This window comes from Streptomyces sp. NRRL S-337, assembly GCF_000720175.1.
GTDB lineage: Bacteria > Actinomycetota > Actinomycetes > Streptomycetales > Streptomycetaceae > Streptomyces > Streptomyces siderophoricus.
The window spans coordinates 1-15,831 of sequence record NZ_JOIX01000101.1; the positions used below are offsets into that span (position 1 = coordinate 1).

The window sequence follows — 15,831 nt, forward strand, 5'->3', positions numbered from 1 at the left end:
CACTGGTCACACTTCCGCAGACGCAGCCAAGCCCGAGCCCGCCACTGCCACTACCAACGCCGAGGCCACAACCCCCACATGCGGTTGCAGTACTAGGGGTTCCAAGAGCCCCTGGTTCCCTTAACGCTCACCCCCACTCACCTCTTCCCTTCCCTCAACGGGAGGGGACGGGCCGGAGGGGCCGGTTGTGTGGACGTAAAGCGTCAGCAGTCCACACAACCGGCCCCGCAGGCCCGTCACCGCACCCACCACAAACCCAGCCCGCCGCAGGCGCAACGGCGAGACGCCCCGCGGCGCCGCAGACAGCTACGTACGCGGCGCCGCAAAGCGCAACGGCGAGACGCCCCGCGGCGGGAAAGCCAGGTACGTGCGGGGGCCCGGCGAACGCCCCTTGCTTAGAGCGCACTTGAACCGCTTGGCTGAATGACCATGAAGTACACGCAGCTCGGACGCACCGGACTCAAGGTCAGCCGACTCGTCCTCGGGACGATGAATTTCGGCCCGCAGACGGACGAGGCCGACAGCCACACGATCATGGACGCGGCGCTCAACGCGGGCGTCAACTTCTTCGACACCGCCAACGTCTACGGCTGGGGCGACAACAAGGGCCGCACCGAGGAAATCATCGGCTCGTGGTTCGCCAAGGGCGGCGGCCGGCGTGACAAGACCGTGCTGGCCACCAAGGTCTACGGGAACATGGCGTCGGACGGCGAGGCGGCCTGGCCCAACCACGACAAGCTCTCCGCCGTCAACATACGGCGCGCGGTGGACGCCAGCCTCAAGCGGCTGGGCACCGAGTACATCGACATCTACCAGTTCCACCACGTCGACCGTGACACGCCCTGGGACGAGATCTGGCAGGCCATCGACGTCCTCGTCCAGCAGGGCAAGATCCTCTACGCCGGTTCCTCCAACCACGCCGGCTGGCACATCGCCCGCGCCAACGAGACGGCCGCGCGCCGCGGTTCCTACGGGCTCGTCAGCGAGCAGTGCCTCTACAACCTCTACGAGCGGCGTGCCGAGATGGAGGTCATCCCGGCCGCGCAGGGCTACGGCCTGGGCGTCATCCCCTGGTCCCCGCTGCACGGCGGGCTGCTGGGCGGCGCGCTCCGCAAGGAACGCGAGGGCGGCGGCGCCCGGTCGGTCTCCGGCCGCTCGGCCGACTCGCTCGCCGACGCCACGGTCCGCGCGAAGATCCAGTCCTACGAGGACCTGCTCGACAAGTACGGCCTGGAGCCCGGCGAGGTCGCCCTGGCGTGGCTGCTGACCCGGCCCGGGGTCACCGGCCCGATCGTCGGCCCGCGCACCTCCGCCCAGCTCGCCTCCGCGCTGCGCGCCGTCGAGCTGGAGCTGCCGGACGAGCTGCTCGCCTCGCTGGACGAGATCTTCCCCGGCCCCGGGCCGTCCCCGGAGGCGTTCGCCTGGTGAACTTCGGTTCGTGCGCGAGCCGTGCCGGCAGACGTGATCGGCGCCTCCGGACCCCGCGCCTTCTGACCCGCGCTCCGGACCGCGCCTCCTGATCTGCGAACCGTAGGCAGCGCACGCCGCGCACGCCGTGCACGCCGCGGCCGGGCGGGATCAGCGCAGGGCTGCCGCCACGATCACGACGATGAGCAGCACGGCGAGCAGGCCGGACATGACGCGGTTACGGGTTTTCGGGTCCACCCTCTGAGCGTAACCGGGGTGGACCCGAACATTTCACCGGGCCGGACCGTCCGCCCGCCTCACTCGCCCAGCGGCCAGGAGGCGATCTCTTCGTAGTGGGACTGCGCTCCGGCCGTGCCGGGGGCCGGCGGATGGCTGCGCATCAGCGAGAGTGTTCCGACCGTCCAGGAGCGGCTGCTGAATTCCTTCAGGGCGGCCGCGTACGGGGCGAGCTTCAGGTGGCCGACGCGGTTCCGGGCCAGGGTGAGGTGCGGGGTGTAGGGGCGGTGCTCGTCCACATCGAGGCCCGCCCGCCGGCCCGCGGCCGCCGCCGAGTCGGCCAGCTTCCGCATGGCCGGCCGGTCGCCGTCCGCGCCGGCCCACACCACCCGGTCCGCGAAACGGCCACCCCCGGCGATCCGCAGCTCGTACGGATCCCGGCGGTGGGCCGCCCGGGCCAGCCGTTCCTGCAGCTCGGGCGTGGTGTCGTCGGGCACCTCGCCGTAGAAGGCGAGGGTGAAGTGCCAGCCGTCCCGCGCGCTCCAGCGCAAACGCTCGGCCGCGGGAAGCTTCTTCAGCAGCGCCACCTCGGCGGCGAGTTCGTCGAGCACGGCGGCGGGCGGCAGGACGGCGGCGAAGAGTCTCATGCGGTCAGTGTGGCGCAGCCGGGCGCCGTTCGGCCGGGTCCCGGAAGGGTCCCAGAAGGGGCCCGGCCGCGCCCCGGAAGGGGCCGGGCCCCTGCCCCTTCGCCGCCGCTCCCGCGACCGTCTTCAGCCTTCAGCGGTCCGGCCACGGCTCAGCCGCTGATCTCCTTGCGGGACGCGTCCCCGCCGATGGTGATCTTGCGGGGCTTGGCGCGCTCGGCGATCGGGATGCGCAGGGTCAGCACACCCGCGTCGTAGTCGGCCTGGATGCGCTCGGTGTCGAGGGTGTCGGCCAGCATCAACTGCCGGGAGAAGACGCCCAGCGGACGCTCGGAGAGCTCCATCTGCACATCGCCGGCCTTGGTGACCGGCCGGCGCTCGGCCTTGACGGTCAGCATGTTCCGCTCGACGTCGATGTCGATCGCGTCCGGCGAGACCCCCGGCAGGTCGAGGGCGATCACATACTCGTCGCCCTCGCGGTAGGCGTCCATCGGCATCGTGGACGGCCGCGACCAGGTGCCGGACGTGCCCAGCAGCTGCTGGGTGAGGCGGTCGAGCTCACGGAACGGGTCGGTGCGCATCAACATCGTGAAACACCTCCAGGGGGATCAGGCTTTGATGCCTGCCAATGCGCTTCACCTGTCTTCTGTTGTAGCATTGTCATCGGATGGATGACAAGTGGAAGGTCATCGGTGAGTTGACATCCGGCCGACCTGGCACCTTGAGGTCCCGTCTTGAGGTAGCTAGGGACGTCTTGGTGTCCCGCGTCCTCACGTCGACGCGTCGCGAAGGAGAGCCCCGTGCCCGCAGACGAACACCCCCAGAGCGCCGCACCCGCGTCCCTCCTCGCCGCCACGGCTGCCCTCCGCACGATCGACGAGGCCCTGCGCGACGCCCGTACGCATACGAAGGAGACGCACACTCCGGCTGACGCACCCACCGACGGCCCGGCTGCTGCACCCGTCGGCGGTCCGGCCGACGTATCCACCGCCGGTGCGGCCGACGCATCCACCGGCGGCCCGGTCGCCGTACCCATCGGCGGCCCGGCCCTGCGGCCTGCCCATGCGTCGGCGTCCGGGGACGCACCGTCGGCCGGGGAGGGCAGCCGTGTCGAGCAGGCGCTGGCCTCGCTGCTGTTGTTGCGGGAGGTGCGTGAGCGGCTCGCGACGTGGGAGACGGGTCTCATCGAGACCGCCCGGGAGGCCGGCGCCAGCTGGGCCGACCTGGCCGGACCGCTCGGGGTAGCCAGCCGCCAGGCCGCCGAACGCCGCTATCTGCGGCTGCGCCCCGGCGCCGCCGGCTCCACCGGCGAGCAACGCGTCAAGGCCACCCGCGACCGCCGCGCCGCCGACCGCAGCGTCACCACCTGGGCCCGCCACCACGCCGCCGACCTGCGCCGCCTCGCCGGCCAGATCACCGCCCTGACCGACCTGCCCACCGCCGCCCGCACACCCCTCGAAGAGCTCGGCCAGGCCCTCGGCGACGACGACGCCGCCCAGCTCGTCGCCCCGCTCACCGCCACCCGCCCCCACCTCCAGCACCGCCACCCCCAACTCGCCGCCCGTATCGACGACCTCACCCGCCACACCGACCGCCTCCGCCAAAACAGCGACGACCAACGCCGCACCACGCCCTGAGGACGGGGAGATCAGGTCGGGGCCAAAGCCGGAGAGGCCGAGCCGGAGAGGCCAAGCCGGGGAGATCGAGCCGGCGTGGTCGAGTCGGAATGGTCAGCTGCCCGACCGCCCGGCCCTCAGCCGTTCGACCGGCCGCCGCCCGCTCGCCGAGCCGGCAACCCGCCCGTTCGGCACCCTGGCCGCTCAGCGACTCGGCAACCCGGCCGAGCCCTCTACGTCGCCCGCCCCCACGTCGCCCGCACCCCTACGCCGTCCTCTCGCCGCCCCCTACACGTCCCCTACACCGCCGGAGCCAGTTCCTGCTCCTCGGACCGTGTGCTGCCAGGGGCCCGGGGGACGAACCTGACGTGCGGGTGGCCGGGACGTAGGTCGATCTTGAGGCGGAGGCCGCCGACCCGGGCGAGGATCAGGCCGATGAGGGCCGCGGCCGCCATGGAGATCAGGCCGCCGGTCAGGAAGCCGATCCGGGCGCCGAAGGCGTCGGTGACCCAGCCGACGATCGGGGCGCCCAGCGGGGTGCCGCCCATGAAGACCATCATGAACAGGCTCATCACACGGCCCCGCATCAGCGGATCGGTGGCCATCTGGACACTGGAGTTGGCGGTGACGTTGATCGTCAGGCCGACCATGCCTATCGGGGCGAGCAGAGCCGCGAAGACCCAGAAGGACGGAGCGAGCGCGGTGGTGACCTCCAGGAGGCCGAAGAGCAGCGCCGCGCCCACCAGCAGCCGCAGCCGCGAGCTCCCCCGGCGGGCCGAGAGCAGCGCGCCGATCAGCGAACCGGCCGCCATCAGGCCGTTGAACAGGGCGTACGTACCGGCGCCCTGATGGAAAACGTGGTAGACGAACGCGGTCAGCCAGATCGGGAAGTTGAAGCCGAAGGTGCCGATGAACCCGACCAGGACGATGGGCCAGATCAGATCCGGGCGGCCGGACACATAGCGCAGGCCCTCGCGCAGCTGGCCCTTGCTGCGCGGGACGCGGTCGACCTTGTGGAGTTCGGCGGTCCGCATCATCAGCAGACCGGCGACCGGTGCCACGAAGGACAGGCCGTTGAGGAGGAAGGCCCAGCCGCTTCCGAAGGCGGTGATCAGGACACCGGCGACGGCCGGGCCGATCAGGCGCGCGGACTGGAAGTTGGCGGAGTTGAGGCTGACGGCGTTACGCAGTTCGTCCTGACCGACCATCTCGGACACGAACGCCTGGCGGGCAGGGTTGTCGACGACGGTGACCAGGCCGAGCAGGAAGGCGACCAGGTAGACGTGCCATACCTGGACGTGTCCGGTGAGCGTGAGCGCGGCGAGGGCGAGCCCGGTGAAGCCCATCGCGGACTGGGTGAGCAGCAGCAGCTTGCGCTTGGCGAAGCGGTCGGCGATCACCCCGCCGTAGAGGCCGAACAGCAGCATCGGCAGGAACTGCAGCGCGGTGGTGATACCGACCGCGGCGGAGGAGCCGGTGAGGCTGAGTACCAGCCAGTCCTGGGCGATGCGCTGCATCCAGGTACCGGTGTTGGACACCATCTGACCGGTGGCGAAAAGACGGTAATTGCGGATCCGGAGAGAGCTGAACGTGCCCTTACGCGGTGCGGCAGCGCGACCGTCGGCTATTCGCTGACCAGCGGCGGTACGAGCACCAGTGGGGCCGGCGGCGCCCGGGGCGGCGGATTCAGCGATACGCCCGCCACGAGCCCGGATGCCCGAGGTGGCCCTGGTGGCGTCGGCCCTGGTCGCCTCAGGTGTGGCAGCGCCGACGGGGGTCGCGGTGACGTCAGTGGGTGCGGTCGCGTTGGCCGGGCCGGAGGCGACCGGCTTCCCGGTAACCGGGGCCGCTTCAGCGTGAACCGTCTCGTCGTGAACGGTGTCGTCGTAGGAGTTCGGTGCGGGGGCGGAGTGTGCTCCGGATCCCGTACTCAAAGTGGGTTCGCCTCCTCGGCCTCGTGTTCTCTACAGCTGTGCCAGCTTCTCCAGTACGGGCGCGGCGGCCCGGAGCTTGGCCCACTCGTCCTCGTCCAGCCCGGAGGCCAGCTCGGCGAGCCAGGCGTTGCGCCGGCGGCGGCTCTCCTCCAGCATCGCCTCGGCCTCTTCGGTCTGGGTGACGACCTTCTGGCGGCGGTCGTCGGGGTGGGGCTCCAGCCGGACCAGTCCCTTGGCCTCCAGCATGGCCACGATGCGGGTCATCGACGGCGGCTGCACATGCTCCTTGCGGGCCAGCTCGCCTGGGGTGGCGTGACCGCACCGGGCCAGCATCCCGAGCACCGACATCTCGGTGGGCGTCAGTGATTCGTCCACCCGCTGGTGCTTCAGGCGGCGGGACAGACGCATCACGGCGGACCGCAGAGCATTGACCGCGGCCGCGTCCTCTGGGGAGCCCTCCCCGCCTTCCGGCTGGGAGTGGGACAGTTCCGGCATGGTCTTTAGCATAACTCATTACCCTCTCTAAGGAAAGCGGGATGGCGCCGCTCGCCGCGGATCACCCATATGAGTGAGGACGCGGCGGAAAGTGACACACCTGACCGCTCTGGGGCGGGACCGTGTCCGTATGGGATCGCGAGTGCTCAGCCTGCGCGTGGATGGGGAGCTGCTGGAGCGCATTCGGCAGCACGCCACAAAACGCGGAATGAGCGTCCAGGACTATGTCGTCCGGACGCTCATCCGCGAAGACTTCGACGAACGCTTCAAATCCTCGGTCGACGAGACCGAGCGTCTCGGCGTGTGGGGAACGGTCACCTGCATGCCCAGGCGGCCACTGCCTGAGCGCCTGGAGTAGCCGCCCTCGGAACGGGAGCGCGACGACCCGAAACCCTTCACCCTCCGCTACCCTCAGGCTATGATTAGTCACTCTCCGTGGAGCTAATGACTCTTCGTGTTCGTTGCCGTAGAGGAAGGAGGCAGGCGGCGGGGGAGGCGGCGCCGGCCGGCTACTTGACGCCGAGCGCCAGCTCGATCGGGTGGAGCAGGAAGTAGACCAGGAAGCAGAGGCCGACGACGTCGAGCAGCCACGGGATCTGCTTGAAGCGCCCGGTGGCCGTGCGCAGCAGGATGAAGGCGAGCACGCCGATGCCGATGCCGTTGGTGATGCTGTAGGTGAACGGCATCGAGATGATCGTCAGGAACGCGGGGATGCCGACGGTGAAGTCGCCCCAGTCGATGTCCCGCACGTTGGCGGCCATGATCAGGAAGCCGACGACGAGGAGTGCGGGGGTGGCGGCCTGCGAGGGCACCACCGTCGCCAAGGGCGTGAAGATCAGCGCCAGTAGGAAGAGGCCACCGGTCATCAGGTTCGCCAGGCCGGTCCGGGCGCCCTCGCCGACGCCGGCCGTGGACTCCACGAAGCAGGTGTTGGCGGAGGCGGAACCGAAGCCGCCACCGGCGACCGCGATGCCGTCGACCATCAGGATCCGGCCCATGCCCGGCAGGTTGCCGTTCTCGTCGGTCAGCCCGGCCTCCTCGCCGACGCCGATGATGGTGCCCATCGCGTCGAAGAAGCCGGAGAGCAGCACGGTGAAGACGAACAGGCAGCCGGTGAGCACGCCGACTTCCTTGAAGCCGCCGAAGAGGCTGATGTGGCCGATCAGGCCGAAGTCCGGGGCGCCGATGATCTTGTCCGGGACGTTCGGGACCGCCAGGCCCCAGGCTGCGTCCGGGGTGTTGGTGACCGCGTTGACGATGATTGCGACGACGGCCATGGTCACCATCCCGATCAGGATCGCGCCCTTGGTCTTCCGCACGACCAGTACGAACATCAGGGCCAGGCCGATGACGAAGACCAGCACCGGCCAGCCCTTGAGCTGACCGCCCTGGCCCAGGCCCATCGGGACGGTGGTGTGCGCGGCGTCCGGGTTGCGGCTGACGAAGCCGGAGTCCACCAGGCCGATCAGCGAGATGAACAGGCCGATGCCGATCGCGATGGCGCGTCGCAGCCCGTTGGGGATCGCGTCCATCACCCGCTGCCGCAGGCCGGAGGCGACCAGGATCATCAGCACCAGGCCGGCGAGCACCACCATGCCCATCGCGTCCGGCCAGCTCATCTTGGGGGCGAGCTGGAGGGAGACCACGGCGTTGATGCCGAGGCCGGCGGCGATGGCGATCGGGACGTTGCCCATCACGCCCATCAGGACGGTGCTCAGGCCGGCCATCAGGGCGGTGGCGGTGACCAGCTGGCCGTTGTCGAGATGGTGGCCGAACTTGTCGACTCCGGAGCCAAGGATGATCGGGTTGAGCACGATGATGTAGGCCATCGCGAAGAACGTGGCGAGCCCACCGCGGAGTTCACGGCCGACCGTGGACCCCCGCTCGGAGATCTTGAAGAACCTGTCGAAACGGTTCTTCGGGGGCTGCGGCGCCGGGTTCTCAAGGGTGTCGACCGGCGTGGTGGCCGAGGGGGACATGCGGGACCTCAGTCGGACGGGCCTGGGCAGGCACAGGGGCCCGAGGGCCCGGAACACGTACAGGAACACATCACTATCCGGATCGGATTGGATGAATCGACGATTCAAAACGGTCAGATCCAGAAAGGTTCAGTATGAATAAACAATGCAGTGATCGCTATCTCCGCGCGTAGACCCTTGCTGGACAAGGGCCGCACCTCACGGGAACTCTGGTGGAGGGCCGCTTGGTCGGCCCCCGTAAGCTGAGCACCATGTGGAAGAAGTCCGAACTGCGCGAGGCTCCGGCGCCTCTCGAGGGCCCCGTCGTGGGCACGATCACCGGCGGCACCATCATCTGGTTCGTGCTCTTCCTCGGCCAGCTCCCTTTCTACGGCTGGTTTGCCGACCGCGGCCACGCCTGGTGGGTGTGGACGTGCCTGGCCGGCGGCGGGCTCGGCCTGCTGGGCATCTGGTACGTCCGCAAGCGGGATGCCGCCATCAAGCGCGACGCCGCGGCCAAGCGGGCGGCGACCGCGACGGACGCGCACTGACTGTCCGGCGCGCCTCTTTTCTTCTCTCCTCCTTCTCCTGGCTCTTCCCTCTTCTCTCTTCCGTAGGGCGCTCGGTCGACGGGTAATCCCGGTATTTCGCCCGTAACGTCGAGGGCATGACGGAGCGGGCCCGAGCCGGAACCGAGGACCCCGTACCGAGCGGCGTCGGTGAACGGGGTGGCTGGAAACCGACCGACGGTGAAGCCGGTGACGGAGAACAGGTCGACAGTCGACCGGGCGACCGGAAGCCGGCCAACCGTGAACCGGCAGACTCGGAACCGGCGGAACCGGCGGAACCGGCGGAACCGGCGGAACCGGCGGAACCGGCGGAACCGGCCGAGCCGGCCGAACGGGCCGAACCGTCCCCTGGTCTGACCCCCCTCGAAGTCGCCGAACGCGTTGCCAGGGGTGAGGTCAATGACGTCCCTGTGCGGTCCTCGCGTTCGGTCGGGGAGATCGTCCGCGCCAATATCTTCACGCGGTTCAACGCGATCATCGGCGTGCTCTTCGCGATCATTCTCGTCGTCGGACCGATCCAGGACGGACTGTTCGGCTTTGTGATCGTTGCGAACACCGGTATCGGCATCGTCCAGGAACTGCGCGCCAAGAGGACACTCGACAAGCTGGCGGTGATCGGCGAGGCGCAGCCGACCGTCCGCCGGGACGGCACCGCGTCCCGTATCCCCACCTCCGAGGTCGTCCTCGACGACGTCATCGAGCTCGGCCCCGGCGACAAGGCCGTGGTCGACGGTGAGGTGGTGGAGGCCGACGGGCTGGAGATCGACGAATCGCTGCTCACCGGGGAGGCCGACCCGGTCGTGAAGAAGCCCGGGGACCCGGTGATGTCCGGCAGCTTCGTCGTGGCCGGTGGCGGCGCCTTCACCGCGACCAGGGTCGGCCGCCAGGCGTACGCCGCCCAGCTCGCGGAGGAGGCCAGCCGCTTCACCCTGGTCCACTCCGAACTGCGCACCGGTATCAGCCGGATCCTCAAGTACGTGACGTGGATGATGATCCCGACCGCGCTCGGTCTGATCCTCAGCCATCTGCTCACCCTCGGGCTGCCCGGCGACGCGGCGATCCGCCGGATGGTCGCCGGCATCGTCCCGATGATCCCCGAGGGGCTGGTGCTGCTGACGTCCGTTGCCTTCGCCATCGGCGTCATCCGACTCGGCCGCAAACAGTGCCTCGTCCAGGAACTCCCCGCCATCGAGGGCCTGGCCCGGGTCGACGTGGTCTGCCTGGACAAGACCGGGACGCTCACCGAGGGCGGCATGGACGTCTGTGACCTGCGCATCCTCAACGGCACCGATGACACCGACGGCAACACCGACGCCGATGACCACACGGATGAAACCACCGACGACGACACCGACGGGAACACCGACGGGTCCTACGTAGTGGAGGGCTCCACCGGCAAGGCCCCCGCCCGCGACCCCTACATCCGCCAGGTCCTCGGTGCCCTCGGGGGCGCCGACCCCCGCCCGAACGCCTCCCTGCAGGCCGTTATCGACGCCTACCCTGCGGATAAGTCCTGGCGCTGTACCCGGTCGCTCCCGTTCTCCTCCGCCCGGAAATACAGCGGCGCGTCCTTCAGCGATCCGTACGGCGAATCCAGCACTTGGCTGCTGGGCGCTCCCGACGTCCTCCTGCCGACGGGGGATCCCACGCTGACCGAGGCTGACGAACTCAATGCCCAGGGGCTTCGTGTCCTCCTCCTCGCCCGCGCTACTCGTGAGCTGGACGACCCCGAGGTCGCCCGGGACATCCGGCCCACCGCTCTGGTCGTCCTGGAACAACGGCTGCGCCCCGACGCGCCCGACACCCTGCGCTACTTCGCCGAGCAGCGGGTCCATGCCAAGGTCATCTCCGGTGACAACGCCGTCTCGGTCGGCGCGGTCGCCGGCAAACTCGGGCTGCCGGGCGCCGACGCTCCTGTGGACGCCCGTGAACTTCCCCAACTCCCCGCCGGTCGGGACGCGTTGGGTGCCGCCCTCGATGAGGGCACGGTCTTCGGTCGCGTCACCCCGCGGCAGAAGCGCGACATGGTCGGTGCCCTGCAGTCCCGCGGCCACGCCGTCGCGATGACCGGGGACGGCGTGAACGACGTGTTGGCCCTCAAGGACGCCGACATCGGCGTCTCCATGGGCTCCGGTTCCGAGGCCACCCGCGCGGTGGCCCAGATCGTCCTGCTCAACAACAGCTTCGCGACCCTCCCTTCGGTGGTCGCCGAGGGCCGCCGCGTCATCGGCAACATCACCCGCGTCGCGACCCTCTTCCTCACCAAGACCGTCTACTCGGTCCTGCTCGCGATCCTGGTGGCCTGCTGCCAGATCCCCTATCCGTACCTGCCCCGCCACCTCACCCTGCTCTCCACGCTGACGATCGGCGTGCCGGCCTTCTTCCTGGCCCTCGCCCCCAACAAGGAACGCGCCCGCCCGCACTTCGTCCGCCGGGTCATGCGTTACGCGATCCCCTCCGGCCTCATCACCGGCCTGGCCGCCTTCGCCACCTACCTCTTGGCGCGCGCCTACTACACCGGCCCCGGCTCCCTCGCCGCCGAGACCAGCGCCGCGACCCTGACCCTCTTCCTCGCCGCCCTGTGGGTCCTGGCGATCATCGCCCGCCCCTACACCTGGTGGCGGATCGTCCTCGTCCTCACCATGGCCGTGGCCTTCCTCGTCGTCCTCGCCACCCCCTGGCTCCAGGCCTTCTTCGACCTCCGCCTGGTCGGTACGACGATGCCGTGGGCAGCCGTCGGCATCGCCCTCGTGGCCTCGGCCCTCCTGGAACTCACCTGGCGCCGGATCGCCCGCCGCTTCCCCGCGTGAGCCCGCCACGGGCAGCCGCCCCGCCGCGCATCTCATCCCGGTCACGGAACCCGCGCCGCCGTGGCGCCCCGCTTCCCGTCGCCCTACCCTCCGCCCCATGAAGCCGATTACGGGGGACCTCGCCTACGAGCTACTGGCCCGTGGCTCCCACCATTCCCACCACTACCACCACACCGGCACCTACGGAGGCGGCGGCGACGGCGTCCTCGACTGGTGGGAGTGGCTGATCCTGGCCATCGGCGTCATCGTCGTGATCTGGGCCGTGGTGAAGAAGTTCAGCTCGGACTGACGAAGCGCCCGGGCGACGTGTAACGGGAGTTCGTACGGCCTGACGGGGCGCGTCCCGCCGGGGAGGCGGCGGGCTGCGGTCGGTGCAGCCCGCCACCCCTCCCCGCCGGCGAAAACGACGATCAGGACGACCGCCCGGTACTAGTCGGCGGCCGGCCGTTCTTCACGGCTGTCCGCGATCCGCCGGACATCCCGCAGGGCATCGGCCAACCCACGGGCGAGGAAGCGCACTTCCTGCGCACTGGTCGTGCGGTCGGCGAGCATGTTCTCGGCGTAGTCGAGGATGTCGTCCGCCATGCCCAACTGGACGCTCTCGACGTCGTCGGCCAAGCGGGACACGAATCCGGTGCCGTCACCGACGAGGTAGCAGGGATTCCCGTTCGTACTCGTCCACGGCAACAGCCGCGCCGGGCCCGCGGATCGGTCGCTCATGCCACTGCCTCCAGTGGACCGAACAGCTTCGCGGTAGCGTGATGCACGTCGTCGACCTCCACAGGATTGATGACCATGCCCCCGGGTCGTTGCCGCGACCGCGGGGGTTTTCGTTACTCAGCATTGCCGATCGAGCACGCTCGGTGCACGCTGTGCGTGTCACCAAAGTCCCCTAGTGGACAGCAAGTTGAAGGTGTGTTCGTGCAATGGAGCTGAACAACGAGGACGACGGCAGGCCCACTCCGCGTACGGTGCTGGGACGGCGCCTGCGTCACCTGCGGGAGGCTGCGGACCTCTCCCAGCGGGGCCTCGCCGACAAGGTCGGCTATCCGCACACGTACATCAGCCGGGTCGAGCGTGGGGAACAGCTTCCCTCCGAGGCGCTCGCCGAGGATCTGGACACGCATTTCGCGACGGCCGGACTCTTTGCCGAGTTGCTGTCGCTGGCACAGGATGCGTCGATTCCGGACTATGGGCGGGCGGTGGTAGCGGGTGAGGTCAAGGCGGCCCGCATCCAGGTGTTCGGAAGTAGCCTGGTTCCTGGCCTCCTGCAGACGGAGGAATATGCGTACGCCTTGATTCGCGCTTCGCTTCCCGGTGAATCCCAGGAACGGATAAACGAACGGGTCGCAGCGCGCATGCACCGAAAGCGCGTATTCAGTAAGGCTCAAGTGCCATTTTACTGGGCAATCATGGATGAAGCGGCCTTAAAGCGCCCAATCGGGGGTGCAGCGTGCATGAGGGGTCAGCTTCGTCATGTACTGGATGCGGCGGATTCGCCTCGCATCTCGGTTCAGGTGCTCCCCTTCTCGGAGGGGGAACATCCCTTGCTCGGCGGCAGTTTGAGCCTGTACACCGTGCAGAACGGGTCAACCTTCGGATACGTAGAAAGCTTTGCTTCGGGCGAGTCCGTAGAGTCGCCGGAGCGGGTTATCGAGCTCACTCAGAGGTTTGACGTTGCGCGTTCCAAGGCTCTGCCGGAGAGCCGAAGTCTCGACCTGATTCGAAGCTACCTGAGAGAGTACGGAGATGAACACAATTCCTGACGCGTCTGCTCTGAGCGGCTGGCGTAAGTCCAGTCACAGCAACGGCGAAGGGGCTGAGTGCATCGAGGTCGCCGACGGCCACCCCGGTCTCGTCCCCGTACGTGACAGCAAGGTCCCGCAGGGTCCGGCGCTGTTCTTTCCCGCGGACGGCTGGGCAGCGTTCGTCGAGGCCGTGAAGCGTGGCGAGTTCCGGGCCTGAGTCCCGTCACGCCCCTTGCCCTCTTGTTTCGCTCCTCCCATCACCTCCCGCGCGAGGTGGATGAGGTCCGGGATGCGGGGGTGGCCGGGGGCGTCGCGCCAGGCGAGGAGGACGGGGACGGGTGGGGCGTCGGTGAGGGGGATGTAGGCGATGGTGGGGTGGGGGTACATGTCGGCGGTGGCGGTGGTGGTGACGCCCACGGCGCGGCCGGCGGTGAGGGCGGCGAACCAGTCGTCCTGGTTGGCGATGGGGAGGGTGGAGGTGGGGCGGGCCGCGGCGGGCCACAGGTCGAGGGTGGTGGTGCCGGAGACGGTGTTGAGGGCGATGGTGCGGGTGGCGAGGTCGCTGAGGGAGAGGGCGGGGCGGTGGGCCAGGGGGTCGTCGGCGGGGAGGCCGGCGACGCGGGGTTCGGTGGTGAGCTGGGCGGTGAGCAGGCCGGGGGTGGGGACCTCGCCGCGGAGGAGGGCCGCGTCCACGTCGCCGCGGGTGAGGCCGGCCGTGCGGTCGTCGATGCGGAGGAGTTCGAGCGGGGTGTCGGGGCGGACCTGGTGCCAGCGGCGGAGCAGGGCGGTGGTGTCGGTACCGGCGGCGGACCAGGCGTGGCCCAGGCGGAGGGGCCAGGCGGTGTGCCGGCCGAGGCGCAGGGCGCGGTCGAAGGCGGTGACGGCGATGGCCGCCTGGTCGCGGAAGGAGGTGCCGTCGGGGGTGAGGGCGAGGTGATGGGTGGTGCGGTCGACGAGCCGGCGGCCCAGTTCCTGTTCGAGCTGGCGGAGCGTTCGGGAGACGGCCGGCTGGCTCAGGTGCAGGCGTTCGGCGGCGCGGGTGATGCTCAGGGTGTCCGCGATGGCGAGGAAGCAGCGGAAATGACGCAGCTCGATGCTCATGCGCGCGGAGCATAACAAGAGGAAGAGTGGCATTTCACGGCGCGTATGGGCGGGCCTTAGCGTGGGGATGTGAACGCTTCGTCCGAGGGTCCTGAGGGTCGTATCTCCGCCGCCTCCATCCACGATCACGCGCAGGGGGTTGCGGGCCCGCACGGGCCCGGTCACGAGCGGGGTGCGCACGGGCCGGGGATTCCCCGGCCGGTGCCGGCCTCGCCCGAGGTGCTGACGGCGGAGGCCGGGGCCGCGGGTGCCGGCGCGGCCGGGGCGCGCGGGCGGATCGGGTCGGTGGCGCTGGTGATCGGCGGCATCGTGTCGCTGCAGTTCGGGTCGTCGGTGGCGGTGCTGCTCTTCCCGCGGGCCGGGGCGCTCGGGGTCGTCACGCTGCGGCTGGTGGTCGCCTCGTTGGTGCTGCTGATCGCCTGCCGTCCCAAGGTGCGCGGGCATTCGCGGGGTGACTGGGGGACGGTGCTCGCGTTCGGGGTGGCCCTGGCGGGGATGAACTCGCTCTTCTATCAGGCGATCGACCGGATACCGCTCGGGGCGGCGGTCACGCTGGAGTTCCTCGGGCCGCTGATCCTTTCGGTGGCCACGTCGCGGCGGCTGCTCAGTCTGGTGTGGGCGGCGCTGGCGTTCGGCGGGGTGGCGCTGCTGGGGCGGGAGGGGTTCGACGGGCTGAACCTCGTCGGTGCGGGTTTCGCGCTGGCCGCCGGCGGGCTCTGGGCCGCGTACATCCTGCTCTCCGCCCGTACGGGGCAGCGTTTCCCGCAGGCGGACGGGCTGGCGCTGGCGATGACCGTGGCTGCGCTGCTCAGTCTGCCGCTCGGGGTGTTCAGTGCGGGCGGTGCGTTGCTCGACCCGGTCACGCTGGGGCTGGGGGCCGCGGTGGCGCTGATGTCGTCCGTGCTGCCGTACACGCTGGAGCTGCTTGCCCTGCGCAAGCTTCCGGCTTCGGGTTTCGCGGTGATGATGAGCCTGGAACCGGCCGCCGCGGCCACCGCCGGGTTCCTGGTGCTGAGCCAGGCGCTGGGGTGGCCGGAGATCGTCGCGATCGGGTTGGTGGTCGCCGCGAGTGTGGGGGCGGTGCGGTCGTCGGCGCGGTGAACCGGCCGGCTTCTCGGTCGGGGCCGCGTCCGGTGGCGTCAGCGGGGTACCGCGAACCGCGGTTCCGGGCGTTCCCGAGTGATCTTCGGCGGCGGTGGCACGCCTGATCGTGAAGGAGGGCTGACCCCACGCGAGTATGGGGCGCAAGCGCCGAGTGGTCATGACGTAGGCCAAAATCATGCAGGCGTGCTTGATTGTTTCTCGGTGCGCT

At 69.7% G+C, this 15,831-nt stretch carries 15 protein-coding genes and 1 pseudogene; 9 read left to right on the forward strand and 7 right to left on the reverse strand.

Annotated features, from left to right (window positions below; genetic code table 11):
- Window positions 1–429: 429 nt before the first annotated feature.
- Entirely contained in the window at window positions 430–1,428 is a 999-nt protein-coding gene (locus IG62_RS0137250; RefSeq protein WP_030814323.1) for an aldo/keto reductase, read from the forward strand.
- 296 nt (window positions 1,429–1,724) lie between these two features.
- Here IG62_RS0137250 and thpR read toward each other — a convergent pair whose 3' ends face one another.
- Together thpR and IG62_RS0137265 are read right to left on the reverse strand one after the other, a co-directional pair.
- Window positions 1,725–2,291, reverse strand: coding sequence for an RNA 2',3'-cyclic phosphodiesterase (gene thpR, locus IG62_RS0137260; protein WP_030814327.1), 567 nt, complete (start codon window positions 2,289–2,291; stop codon window positions 1,725–1,727).
- A 149-nt stretch (window positions 2,292–2,440) separates the two neighbouring features.
- Entirely contained in the window at window positions 2,441–2,875 is a 435-nt protein-coding gene (locus IG62_RS0137265) for an Hsp20/alpha crystallin family protein (RefSeq protein ID WP_030814331.1), read from the reverse strand.
- Between the two features lie 213 nt (window positions 2,876–3,088).
- On the opposite strand from IG62_RS0137265, the gene IG62_RS0137270 reads away from it, so the two are divergent.
- Window positions 3,089–3,925, forward strand: coding sequence for a hypothetical protein (locus IG62_RS0137270; protein WP_030814334.1), 837 nt, complete (start codon window positions 3,089–3,091; stop codon window positions 3,923–3,925).
- Between the two features lie 278 nt (window positions 3,926–4,203).
- Here the strand turns inward: IG62_RS0137270 and IG62_RS0137275 are convergent, their stop codons facing one another.
- Window positions 4,204–5,838: an MFS transporter gene (locus tag IG62_RS0137275; protein WP_420711169.1), complete on the reverse strand. Its 1,635-nt coding sequence runs from the start codon at window positions 5,836–5,838 to the stop codon at window positions 4,204–4,206.
- A 30-nt stretch (window positions 5,839–5,868) separates the two neighbouring features.
- A complete protein-coding gene (locus IG62_RS0137280; protein WP_030814340.1) occupies window positions 5,869–6,333 on the reverse strand; it encodes a MarR family winged helix-turn-helix transcriptional regulator in 465 nt (154 codons plus the stop codon).
- Between the two features lie 130 nt (window positions 6,334–6,463).
- On the opposite strand from IG62_RS0137280, the gene IG62_RS0137285 reads away from it, so the two are divergent.
- Window positions 6,464–6,691, forward strand: a complete 228-nt coding sequence (locus tag IG62_RS0137285) for a hypothetical protein (protein ID WP_078872479.1) — start codon at window positions 6,464–6,466, stop codon at window positions 6,689–6,691.
- A gap of 151 nt (window positions 6,692–6,842) precedes the next feature.
- Here the strand turns inward: IG62_RS0137285 and IG62_RS0137290 are convergent, their stop codons facing one another.
- Window positions 6,843–8,312: an NCS2 family permease gene (locus IG62_RS0137290; protein WP_030814344.1), complete on the reverse strand. Its 1,470-nt coding sequence runs from the start codon at window positions 8,310–8,312 to the stop codon at window positions 6,843–6,845.
- A 251-nt stretch (window positions 8,313–8,563) separates the two neighbouring features.
- Between IG62_RS0137290 and IG62_RS0137295 the strand changes: the two genes are divergently transcribed.
- The 3 genes from IG62_RS0137295 (at window position 8,564) to IG62_RS0137310 (ending at window position 11,959) form a co-directional block, all read left to right on the forward strand.
- Window positions 8,564–8,842 (forward strand): DUF2530 domain-containing protein, encoded by a 279-nt coding sequence (locus tag IG62_RS0137295; protein ID WP_030814346.1) that lies wholly within the window; start codon window positions 8,564–8,566, stop codon window positions 8,840–8,842.
- A 116-nt stretch (window positions 8,843–8,958) separates the two neighbouring features.
- A complete protein-coding gene (locus IG62_RS48070; protein ID WP_420711170.1) occupies window positions 8,959–11,670 on the forward strand; it encodes a cation-translocating P-type ATPase in 2,712 nt (903 codons plus the stop codon).
- A 97-nt stretch (window positions 11,671–11,767) separates the two neighbouring features.
- Window positions 11,768–11,959 (forward strand): hypothetical protein, encoded by a 192-nt coding sequence (locus tag IG62_RS0137310; protein WP_030814349.1) that lies wholly within the window; start codon window positions 11,768–11,770, stop codon window positions 11,957–11,959.
- A 140-nt stretch (window positions 11,960–12,099) separates the two neighbouring features.
- On the opposite strand, the gene IG62_RS0137315 is transcribed toward IG62_RS0137310, so the two are convergent.
- Window positions 12,100–12,390, reverse strand: coding sequence for a hypothetical protein (locus IG62_RS0137315; protein ID WP_030814358.1), 291 nt, complete (start codon window positions 12,388–12,390; stop codon window positions 12,100–12,102).
- 206 nt (window positions 12,391–12,596) lie between these two features.
- On the opposite strand from IG62_RS0137315, the gene IG62_RS0137320 reads away from it, so the two are divergent.
- On the forward strand, window positions 12,597–13,436 hold the full coding sequence (locus IG62_RS0137320) for a helix-turn-helix domain-containing protein (RefSeq protein ID WP_030814360.1): 840 nt from the start codon (window positions 12,597–12,599) through the stop codon (window positions 13,434–13,436).
- Window positions 13,420–13,635, forward strand: coding sequence for a DUF397 domain-containing protein (locus IG62_RS45710; RefSeq protein ID WP_078872480.1), 216 nt, complete (start codon window positions 13,420–13,422; stop codon window positions 13,633–13,635). Before IG62_RS0137320 ends, IG62_RS45710 begins: the two co-directional genes overlap by 17 nt.
- A 32-nt stretch (window positions 13,636–13,667) precedes the next feature.
- On the opposite strand, the pseudogene IG62_RS0137325 reads toward IG62_RS45710, so the two are convergent.
- Window positions 13,668–14,519: pseudogene (locus tag IG62_RS0137325) on the reverse strand (LysR family transcriptional regulator); the annotation flags it as partial.
- A 219-nt stretch (window positions 14,520–14,738) separates the two neighbouring features.
- Between IG62_RS0137325 and IG62_RS0137330 the strand changes: the two are divergent.
- Window positions 14,739–15,620, forward strand: a complete 882-nt coding sequence (locus IG62_RS0137330; protein WP_051799140.1) for an EamA family transporter — start codon at window positions 14,739–14,741, stop codon at window positions 15,618–15,620.
- Window positions 15,621–15,831 lie beyond the last annotated feature (211 nt).